This is a genomic window from Mycobacterium sp. (assembly GCF_051006775.1).
GTDB lineage: Bacteria > Actinomycetota > Actinomycetes > Mycobacteriales > Mycobacteriaceae > Mycobacterium.
On the sequence record NZ_JBPCSX010000146.1, the window covers coordinates 42,205 to 49,688 of the forward strand.

The window sequence follows — 7,484 nt, forward strand, 5'->3', positions numbered from 1 at the left end:
CCCAGGGAGACCAGCAATGACCGGAAACACCTTCACCGGCCAGGCCCTCGGGGTCGACGTCGGCGGCAGCGGGGTCAAGGGCGCCGTCATCGACCTGGCCACCGGCCAGATCGTCGGTGAGCGATTCCGGCTCGAGACACCCCAGCCGGCCACACCGGAGGCGGTGACCGCGACGGTTGCCGAGGTGGTCCGGCACTTCAACTTCTCCGGGCCCCTGGGCGTCACCTACCCCGGCGTGGTGGTCGACGGTGTGGTGCACACCGCGGCGAACGTCGACCGGTCCTGGATCGGCACCAACGCGGCCGAGCAGTACAGCCGGGCCCTGGACGGCCGCCCGGTGACCGTCCTCAACGACGCCGACGCCGCCGGCCTCGCCGAACAGCACTACGGAGCCGGGCGCAATCGCAAGGGCGTCGTCGTCCTGCTGACCTTCGGAACCGGGATCGGTTCGGCGGTGATCCACAACGGAATGTTGTTGCCCAACACCGAGTTCGGCCATATCGAGGTCGGCGGAAAAGAGGCCGAGCACCGCGCGGCATCATCGGTCAAGGAGCGCAAGGATTGGTCCTACCAGCGGTGGGCCAAAGAGGTCACCAAGGTACTGGTCGCCGTGGAGAACGCGATCTGGCCAGACCTGTTCATCGCAGGCGGCGGAATCAGCAGGAAAGCCGAGAAATGGATCCCACTGCTGACCAACCGAACCCCCGTCGTGGCGGCCGAATTGCTCAACACGGCAGGCATCGTCGGCGCCGCGATGGCGGCCGCCGAAGCACAGTCAGAGCACTGAGGCGGGCCGCAGTGCTCAGCGGACCTCCAACGAGTCGTTACAATGGACCGCGGCGGCCGCAAATGACAGCGGTGAGTATCTCTGCAGATCACGCTGACATTTCCCATAGCTAACGCTCTCGGCGAGGCACGTCCGCGCCCACGCCGAGAGCCTGCATGACCGAAAGGGCGTACGTGGCAGCGACCAAAGCCAGCCCGGCAACCGAGAAGCCGGTGAAGCGCACCGCCACCCAGACCCCCGCGAAGAAGGCCGCGAAGAAGGCCGTGGCCAAGGCCGCCAATCGGTCGGCGCCGACTAAGCGGACAGTCAAGGCAGCCCCCGTCAAGGCTGCCGCAAAAGCAGCTCCCGCCAAGGCCGCGAAGGCAGCTCCGGCCAAGGCCGCTGCCAAATCCGCACCCGCCAAAGCCACTAAAGGCGCCGCGAAGGCAGCGCCTGTGAAGGCAACCAAGGCCGCAAAACCAGCACCCACCAAGCCCGCCAAGGCGGCACCGGCGAAAGCGACCAAGGCGGCACCGGCCAAGGCCGCAGCCCCGAAGACAGCCGCCAAACCCGCCAAGGCAGCACCCGCCAAGGCTGCCAAGGCCGCAAAGGTTGCACCGGCCAAGGCCGCACCCACGAAGGCGGCCGCCAAGCCGGCTCCGGCGAAGGCAGCACCGGCGAAGGCAACCAAGGCGTCTGCGGCGAAGGCGACAGCGCCTGAGCCGGCGAAAGCGGCGCGCGGACGGGCCAAGAAGGCCACCGCAGCGGCGGCCACCGCCGTCAAGGACGACGACGTAGTCATCGACGAACTCGACACCGATCTGACCGTCGAGCCGGAGCTGGACGGTGAGGTGATCGACCTCGCTGACCTCGAGGAGGTCGCCGAGGAGGTGGCGGCGGTGGCGAGCGCCCCGGCCACCGAAACCGCCGAAGACGAGGAGCTGCCCGAGCCGACCGACAAGGACAAGGCTTCCGGCGACTTCGTCTGGGATGAGGAGGAGTCCGAGGCACTCCGGCAGGCCCGCAAGGACGCCGAGCTCACCGCCTCCGCCGACTCGGTACGGGCCTACCTCAAGCAGATCGGCAAGGTCGCCCTCCTCAACGCAGAGGAAGAGGTTGAACTGGCCAAGCGCATCGAGGCCGGGCTTTACGCCACCCAGAAGATGACCGAACTGACCGAGGGCGGCGCGAAGCTGCCGGTCCAGCAGCGCCGCGATATGACGTGGATCTGCCGCGACGGCGATCGCGCGAAAAACCATCTGCTGGAAGCGAACCTGCGTCTGGTGGTCTCACTTGCCAAGCGCTACACCGGTCGCGGAATGGCCTTCCTGGACCTCATCCAGGAGGGCAATCTCGGCCTGATTCGCGCAGTGGAGAAGTTCGACTACACCAAGGGTTACAAGTTCTCCACATACGCGACATGGTGGATCCGGCAGGCCATCACCCGCGCGATGGCGGACCAGGCGCGGACCATCCGCATCCCGGTGCACATGGTCGAGGTGATCAACAAGCTCGGCCGCATCCAGCGCGAGCTGCTCCAGGATCTGGGCCGCGAGGCCACTCCGGAGGAGCTGGCCAAGGAAATGGACATCACGCCGGAGAAGGTGCTGGAGATCCAGCAGTACGCCCGCGAACCGATCTCACTCGATCAGACCATCGGCGACGAGGGCGACAGCCAGCTCGGTGACTTCATCGAGGACTCCGAGGCCGTGGTCGCCGTCGACGCAGTGAGCTTCACCCTGCTGCAGGATCAGCTGCAGTCGGTGCTGGAGACGCTCTCGGAGCGCGAAGCCGGCGTGGTGCGTTTGCGGTTCGGCCTGACCGACGGCCAACCGCGCACCCTTGACGAGATCGGCCAGGTGTACGGAGTCACCCGCGAACGCATCCGCCAGATCGAATCCAAGACCATGTCGAAGCTGCGCCACCCGAGCCGATCCCAGGTACTCCGCGACTACCTCGACTAATCGAGCGGTAGCGGTTCCAGGCGCAGCAGGTTGCGTCTGGGCGACTTGGTATCCAGCCCGACCAGCGGGGTGCCGTCCTCGAGGATCACCAATCCCTCGGCGTTCTCCGGGCTGCCGGCGATCCGCCAGATTGCGTCCGCCTCAACGGTGCCGCCCGCGGCATCAAGCGAATCCGGAAGGCGCGCAATCGAATTCCCCTGATCCGAGATCAGGTAGAGCCGCCCGTCCGGGCCGACGGTGGCGTCGCTGATATCGGGCAGCCAGGTGGCCAACCCCTCGCCCGGCCACCAGGTCGCCAACACTGTCATCGACGCGTCGCCGGACACCGGCGCCACCGGGCGACCGCCCCGTCTCCAACCGACCGGCGCATCCCCGGCCGGGCCGAACTCCAGGATCGCCGCAGGGTTCTTTTCCTTCATCACGATCAGATGGCCGCGATCGGTGAGAATCAGCGACTCACCGCGCGATGAGCGGTCCCCGAGCCAGGACTGCCGCAGCGGATGCCCATCCGGAACGTCGAGGTCGAACTGGCCGAGCAGTCGCGGTGCCGACAGGTCCAAGTGCAGCACCCTGGCCGGTTGCTCCTGGAGCACCAGGACCATGTGCTCGCCGGCGGAGGCCACCGCCTCGAATTGGGTACCGCCGTCGGGCAAGCTGAGGCCGGCCAGGTCGATCCCCCGCCACCGCGGCGGCCACTGACCCAACGGTGCGCTGAACACCACCGGATCGTGGTCCCCGACCGCGAGCAGATCTTCACCGTGCAGGGTCAGGCCGGAGACCTCCCGCAACGGAACGTCGGCGACGTCACGCACCGTCAGTTTCGGAGGCTTGGCCACCCGGGCACTGTAGGTGGCGGTGAGGTGGCCGGGCACGGCGATCGCGGAATGGGGGGACCCCGCGTGGCAGCCGCGCCCGGACACCGTCACCGGAAACCCGTCGGTTCTCGGGGGATGGACAACGAACGGTGTTCCCGGCCGAAACCTAACAGCGGCCACCGGATCGTGAATTCGCCTCGATCGCTAGTTGTGGATAGTCGCTAGTTGTGGATAAGGGGCGGGAACGTCCCGTCGGGACCCTCGCGGTAGTCCCGGACATCAACGACGGCATCGACCGGAAGCGGTCCGTACAGGTGCGGGAACAGCATCGCCTCCGGGTCACCCGGTACCCCCGGCTCCCAGCGCAGCGGCGAGCCGAGCCGGTCCGGGTCCAGATAGAGCAGCACCAGGTCGGTACGGCCGGCGAAGATCCGGCCGGCCGGGAGGTGGACCTGCGCCTGGGTGGACAGGTGGATGAAACCCACATCAGGTTCAGGCCGGATCTCACCCTGTGAGCGGAATGTCTCCCAGTGCTGTCGGACACACAGATGCACCAGCATTTGCGGATTCGGATGCACCCCGCCACACTGCACGAATAAGGCGGAAAAGGGAGCGTGAGACACGACAAATCGGCTCGGCGCGGGAACAAGCCCGTCAGCCAGAACGTCTGAGACAGTAGAGACACGACAGTGACACCTTGACGCTGCCGCCCAGAGCGCTCAGAAGACCGGGACCTACGGAGGAGCCATGAACGCAACGATCACCAGTCCGGAGTTGACCAGGGCTGATCGCTGCGACCGCTGCGGTGCGGCGGCGCAGGTCCGGGCCAAACTGCCCTCAGGTGCCGAACTGTTGTTCTGCCAGCACCACGCCAATGAGCACCAGGCCAAGCTCGTCGAGCTGGCCGCCGTGCTGGAAGTCAGCGCTGCCGACGCTTAATCGGTCCAACTACGGTCCGATACGGCCACGTTGCCACCTGCTGCGGCCGTGATCGGGAATGCTGGTCTGCGATGAGCGACCAGCCGGCCAAGCCCACCCGCCACCACGCGTGGCGAATCTTCAAGCGGACGTTGTCCAAAAGCTGGGATGATTCGATCTTCTCGGAGTCTGCTCAAGTCGGCTTCTGGTCGGCGCTGTCGCTGCCACCCCTGCTGCTCGGGATGCTCGGCAGCCTCGCCTACGTCGCTCCGCTGTTCGGCCCCGATACCCTGCCGACCATCCAGCGCCAGTTGATCAGCACCTCGAACACCTTCTTCTCCAAGAACATCGTCGCCGAACTGATCGAGCCGACGGTCCGAGACATCGCACAGGGCGCCCGCGGCGAAGTCGTCTCGTTGGGTTTCGTCATCAGCCTGTGGGCAGGTTCCTCGGCAATATCAGCGCTGGTGGATTCCGTGGTCGAGGCCCACGATCAGACCGCTCTGCGCCATCCGGTCCGGCAGCGTTTCTTCGCCCTCGGTCTCTACCTGGTGATGCTGGTGTTCGTGACGGTGGCCGCTCCCCTGCTCGCACTCGGTCCACGCAAGATCGGCGAGTACGTCCCGGAGAGTTGGCAGAACATACTGCAGTTCGGGTACTACCCGATGCTGTTCTTGGCGCTGGTGGTTACCTTCACCGTCCTCTACCGGGTGTCGCTGCCGAAGCCGCTGCCGACCCATCGCCTGGTGGTCGGTGCGATCCTGGCGACAGCGGTATTCGTGGTCGCAACCGGCGGTCTCCGCGTCTACCTGCAGTACATCACCCGCACCGGATACACCTACGGAGCGTTGGCGACCCCGATCGCGTTCCTGCTGTTCGCGTTCTTCTTCGGTTTCGCCATCATGATGGGGGCTGAACTCAACGCCGCAATCGAAGACGAATGGCCTGCACCCGAACCGCACTGGCACCGCTGGCGGACCCGGTGGCGCAACCGGCGCAATCCCGGTATCACCGACGAGGCCGATCGAGCAGCCGCTGCCGCGGCCGGCGACGACGCCGCGGGAACCCCCGACCGCCAACCGGCCCGCGTCAGCCCTTCTTGAGACTCTCGTAGATGCGCTTGCAATCCGGGCAGACCGGGGATCCGGGCTTGGCGGCGCGGGTGACCGGGAACACCTCGCCGCACAGCGCCACCACGTGGCTGCCCATGACGGCACTCTCGGCGATCTTGTCCTTCTTCACATAGTGGAAGACCTTGGGCCGGTCGCTGTCGTTGCCGTCGTCGACGCGTTCGTCGGTGTCGGGGCGCTCGATGGTCTGAGTGTCCATGTCGCCATTGTGCCCGCAAAGTCGCCGCAGCGGTAAGCGGGATGTAAGAAATCCGGCTCGTTGGAAACGGACCCGGTGTGGAAAAGTGAAGGCATGGTGCACGATCTGGGATTCGACGACGATGGCCGTCCCGTACTCATCACCCGTGCCGCCTATTCCTATGACGAACAGCATCGTCGCCGGGTCCGGAAATACCTGAAGCTGATGATCTGGCGGATCCCCGCATTCCTCGGCGCCGCCATCGCCTACGGCATCTGGCACAACGGCCTGCTCTCCCTGGCGATCCTGGCCGTCTCGATCCCACTGCCCTGGATGGCCGTGCTGATCGCCAACGATCGTCCGCCGCGCCGCGCCGAAGAACCGCGCCGCTACCCCGACGCACCCCGACAGACCGCGCTGTTCCCGCATCGCCAGCCGCCCGCGCTGGAGGCCGCCTTCACCGAGACCCCGCAATCACGCGCCGACTATCAGGGCGAGGAACGGTTCAACTAGGCCCCATCGGCCCGGTTTCTTAATAGATTCTCACAAACGCTCGGCATTCGTGCACGTCAGAACGTGTGAGTTCGGCGGAGCGCGGGAACTCTCCTGTCGCGTCCGTCGTTGAACCTTGTGACAGTCGGAGCCGATCAGGAGGCCATCATGGCAAACGTCACCACCAAAGCGGTTGACAGCGATCTGGACAGCCAGAGTCCCGCTGCCGACCTCGTGCGCGTGTATCTGAACGGGATCGGTAAGACCGCTCTGCTGAGCGCAGAGGACGAGGTTGAACTCGCCAAGCGCATCGAGGCCGGCTTGTACGCCCAGCACCTGCTGGACACCCGCAAGCGACTCGGCGAGGCCCGCAAGCGGGACCTCGCGGTCATCGTGCGCGACGGCCAGGCTGCCCGGCGCCATCTGCTCGAGGCGAACCTGCGCCTGGTCGTATCGCTGGCCAAGCGCTACACCGGTCGCGGCATGCCACTGCTGGATCTGATCCAGGAGGGCAACCTGGGACTGATCCGCGCGATGGAGAAGTTCGACTACACCAAGGGCTTCAAGTTCTCCACCTATGCGACCTGGTGGATCCGTCAGGCGATCACCCGTGGCATGGCCGACCAGAGCCGCACCATCCGGTTACCTGTCCACCTTGTCGAGCAGGTCAACAAGCTGTCCCGGATCAAGCGGGAGATGCACCAGAACCTCGGCCGCGAGGCCACCGATGAGGAACTGGCCGAGGAGTCGGGCATCCCGGTGGAGAAGATCACCGATCTGCTCGCCCACAGCCGCGATCCGGTCAGCCTCGACATGCCGGTGGGCGCGGACGAGGAAGCTCCGCTGGGCGACTTCATCGAAGACTCCGAGGCGATGTCGGCGGAGAACGCGGTGATCTCCGAACTGCTGCACACCGACATCCGGCGCGTGCTGGCCACCCTCGACGAGCGGGAGAAGCAAGTCATCCAACTGCGCTTCGGCCTCGACGACGGCCAGCCGCGGACGCTCGACCAGATCGGCAAGCTGTTCGGGCTGTCCCGTGAGCGGGTCCGCCAGATCGAGCGTGACGTGATGGCCAAGCTCCGTCAGGGCGATAACGCCGACAGGCTGCGCGCATACGCCAGCTGAGCGTCAGCGCCTTCCACGAGTGGGCCCCCCGGGTATCTCCGGCGGGCCCACGTGTTTGCCGGATCGCGATTTCCGGGGGGGGTAGTAGACGCA

Annotated in this window: 9 protein-coding genes; 6 read left to right on the top strand and 3 right to left on the bottom strand. The window is 66.2% G+C overall.

Annotation, left to right across the window (positions count from 1 at the left end; genetic code table 11):
• Window positions 1-16 precede the first annotated feature (16 nt).
• Together ppgK and ACR2JI_RS10155 are read left to right on the top strand one after the other, a co-directional pair.
• Entirely contained in the window at window positions 17-787 is a 771-nt protein-coding gene (gene ppgK / locus ACR2JI_RS10150; protein WP_526389946.1) for a polyphosphate--glucose phosphotransferase, read from the top strand.
• A gap of 155 nt (window positions 788-942) precedes the next feature.
• Complete coding sequence (locus ACR2JI_RS10155) at window positions 943-2,730, top strand: RNA polymerase sigma factor (RefSeq protein ID WP_526389947.1); 1,788 nt, start codon at window positions 943-945, stop codon at window positions 2,728-2,730.
• Here ACR2JI_RS10155 and ACR2JI_RS10160 read toward each other — a convergent pair.
• Both ACR2JI_RS10160 and ACR2JI_RS10165 read right to left on the bottom strand, forming a co-directional pair.
• On the bottom strand, window positions 2,727-3,566 hold the full coding sequence (locus tag ACR2JI_RS10160) for a YjiK family protein (protein WP_526389948.1): 840 nt from the start codon (window positions 3,564-3,566) through the stop codon (window positions 2,727-2,729). The genes ACR2JI_RS10155 and ACR2JI_RS10160 overlap by 4 nt on opposite strands.
• 200 nt (window positions 3,567-3,766) lie before the next feature.
• Window positions 3,767-4,105, bottom strand: coding sequence for a DUF952 domain-containing protein (locus ACR2JI_RS10165; protein ID WP_526389949.1), 339 nt, complete (start codon window positions 4,103-4,105; stop codon window positions 3,767-3,769).
• Between the two features lie 187 nt (window positions 4,106-4,292).
• Here ACR2JI_RS10165 and ACR2JI_RS10170 point away from each other — a divergent pair, with 187 nt between their 5' ends.
• Together ACR2JI_RS10170 and ACR2JI_RS10175 are read left to right on the top strand one after the other, a co-directional pair.
• On the top strand, window positions 4,293-4,484 hold the full coding sequence (locus tag ACR2JI_RS10170; RefSeq protein WP_526389950.1) for a DUF7455 domain-containing protein: 192 nt from the start codon (window positions 4,293-4,295) through the stop codon (window positions 4,482-4,484).
• 71 nt (window positions 4,485-4,555) lie between these two features.
• Window positions 4,556-5,566 (top strand): YhjD/YihY/BrkB family envelope integrity protein, encoded by a 1,011-nt coding sequence (locus tag ACR2JI_RS10175; protein ID WP_526389951.1) that lies wholly within the window; start codon window positions 4,556-4,558, stop codon window positions 5,564-5,566.
• On the opposite strand, the gene ACR2JI_RS10180 is transcribed toward ACR2JI_RS10175, so the two are convergent.
• Window positions 5,553-5,792: a DUF3039 domain-containing protein gene (locus tag ACR2JI_RS10180; protein ID WP_526389952.1), complete on the bottom strand. Its 240-nt coding sequence runs from the start codon at window positions 5,790-5,792 to the stop codon at window positions 5,553-5,555. The genes ACR2JI_RS10175 and ACR2JI_RS10180 overlap by 14 nt on opposite strands.
• A gap of 93 nt (window positions 5,793-5,885) precedes the next feature.
• On the opposite strand from ACR2JI_RS10180, the gene ACR2JI_RS10185 reads away from it, so the two are divergent.
• Together ACR2JI_RS10185 and ACR2JI_RS10190 are read left to right on the top strand one after the other, a co-directional pair.
• The gene (locus ACR2JI_RS10185; RefSeq protein WP_526389953.1) at window positions 5,886-6,284 is read left to right on the top strand and encodes a DUF3099 domain-containing protein; all 399 of its coding nucleotides are present in this window, start codon (window positions 5,886-5,888) and stop codon (window positions 6,282-6,284) included.
• A gap of 147 nt (window positions 6,285-6,431) precedes the next feature.
• Window positions 6,432-7,391 carry a sigma-70 family RNA polymerase sigma factor gene (locus ACR2JI_RS10190; protein WP_526389954.1) on the top strand — a complete coding sequence of 320 codons (960 nt, stop codon included), beginning with the start codon at window positions 6,432-6,434 and terminating at the stop codon, window positions 7,389-7,391.
• The last annotated feature ends 93 nt before the right edge of the window (window positions 7,392-7,484 follow it).